The following is a 2142-nucleotide window of genomic DNA, read 5'->3' as shown; positions in this document are numbered from 1 at the left end:
AGAAAATCTCTATCCTAACCATCAAAGTGCTGTGTATACGCATTTAGACGGAAAAAATCACGTCTTACACAACCACATCATTGTCAATAAGGTCAATTTAGAGACAGGCAATAAATTAAGAGAACAAAAAGGAGAAAGCGTTCAACGAGCACGAGAAATGAATGATCGACTCGCTTCTCGAGAGAACTGGCACATTTTAGAGCCACCAAATGAGCGCCAAACAGAGACAGAAAAAGAACTAATCGCCAAAAATGAGTATTCTTACATGGATGATTTGAGAGAAAGAATCAATAAATCGCTTCAAGATGTCTCTGTGAGCTCATACGAAGCGTTTAAGGAACGATTATCTGACAATGGGGTAATTCTATCAGAAAGAGGCCAAACGTTCTCATATGCCTTTTTAGACGCCAATAACAAGCAAAGACGAGCACGAGAGACCCGATTGGGTTCTGATTTTGGAAGGGAGACCATTTTACATGAGTTGGAAAACCGAGCAAGACAAAACGAATTTAGAGCTGTTGAACAACGAGAACCAGCGATTACTCCGCTTGAGCGAGACACTCAACAAAGAGAATCAGAAATTGTTAGCCTTGAACAAGCAATTGAACCAAGAAAATCAGAAGCTCTCAAGCGAGAATCAAAAATTAATCGATTTATTGACACAATCAAACAGCTTGCAGGACGAGTACCAGAACTTACTCAACGCGTTACAAGAAAATTAAAGCAAACAAAAGAGAAAATCCTCGATGATTTTGAACGTCGCTTTTCAAAAGACATGAAAAATTACGAGCAAGAACAACAGAAAAGCCTAGAAAAACAAGTGAATAGAGACGTACAGTCTGAAAAGAAACCAACAAAAGATCATGATCGGGGGATGAGTCGATGAATAAAGATGAACAACTCGTTGTTCAAGTATTAAATGCTTATAAAAATGGTAAAATTGATTTCAGTCACGTTCCAGAACTAGACCGCTTAGTCCGTCAAGAAGTTAATAAAGACTTTCGGGGCTACCAAGAAAAAATAGAAGCTGTTGCGAGTCAAAAAATGGAGTCTGCCATTCAAGAACAACTCCATCGTTTAGAGGCAGAAAACTTAAAAGCGACCATACTGAAAGACATTCAAGTTGAAAAACAAGCATTACTCGCTTTGAAAAAAGAACTGAATGAACAAAAAGAGCAGATAAAAGCAGATCGCAAACGTGAGATTGTCGAACGTTACAGTATTTTGATTGTGAATATTATCTGCCTGTTCTGTTTCTTAGTTGTCGGTATTCTCATCGGACGATGGATTTATAAAGGTATCTGGGATGGTTGGGGTTTGCATATTTTGTATGACACAGTGATGGAAATACAGCCTAAACATCCTTATGGGGCAGTCGTTCTTGGATTAGGTGGTTTTGGTTTAATCGGTGCTGGAATTTATGGCAGTTTTCGATTAATGTATACCGCTTCAACATGGTTTGATCAACGTCCAAAAATTTTCAAAAGAATCTTTCCGAAAAAATAGAGAGTGAGGGGATATTTTGGTTTTAGATAATAAATTAGGCTTAACAAATTCAGCAGAATTAGCCAAACAAGAAGAGTTATTAACGAAAAAAAGAGCCAAAGAATTGTTTGAGTCTGGCAAAATAGAGGATCTGGAAATTGGGACGTTTCAAGGCTTATCTGATATTCATCAGTTTTTATTCCAAGATATTTACGACTTTGCAGGAAAAATTCGAGAAGTGAATATTGCGAAAGGAAACTTTCAATTTGCGCCACGTATTTTTTTAGCGCAAACACTTGAATATATTGATAAATTACCTCAAGAAACATTTGATGAAATTATTGATAAGTACTCGGATATGAATGTGGCGCATCCTTTTAGGGAAGGCAATGGACGAGCCACTCGTATCTGGTTGGATTTAATTCTTAAAAATAAACTACACAAAATTGTCGATTGGAATCAAATTGATAAGGATGAATATTTAAATGCCATGATCCGTAGTACAGTCAGCACCAATGAATTAAAATATTTGATTCAAAAGGCTTTAACCGATGATTTAGGAAAAGAACAATTCTTTAAAGGAATTGATGCGAGTTATTATTACGAGGGATATTATGAAATAAAAACAGAAGATTTATAAATAACCGATACAAACAG

Annotated in this window: 3 protein-coding genes; all 3 read left to right on the top strand. The window is 36.4% G+C overall.

Translation table 11 applies throughout. The features are described from left to right. Positions 1-886: relaxase/mobilization nuclease domain-containing protein (locus ABTZ99_RS44845; protein ID WP_499619268.1), on the top strand; the 886-nt coding region annotated here is incomplete at its 5' end. Then, entirely contained in the window at positions 883-1506 is a 624-nt protein-coding gene (locus ABTZ99_RS44840) for a mobilization protein (RefSeq protein WP_259760236.1), read from the top strand. The genes ABTZ99_RS44845 and ABTZ99_RS44840, both read left to right, overlap by 4 nt. 16 nt (positions 1507-1522) lie before the next feature. After that, a complete protein-coding gene (gene fic / locus ABTZ99_RS44835) occupies positions 1523-2125 on the top strand; it encodes a protein adenylyltransferase Fic (protein WP_003131447.1) in 603 nt (200 codons plus the stop codon). Positions 2126-2142 lie beyond the last annotated feature (17 nt).

Source organism: Actinosynnema sp. NPDC002837 (genome assembly GCF_040295345.1).
GTDB lineage: Bacteria > Actinomycetota > Actinomycetes > Mycobacteriales > Pseudonocardiaceae > Actinosynnema.
Note: the sequence above shows the minus strand (reverse complement) of the source record. Positions and strands in the feature narration are given on the sequence as shown.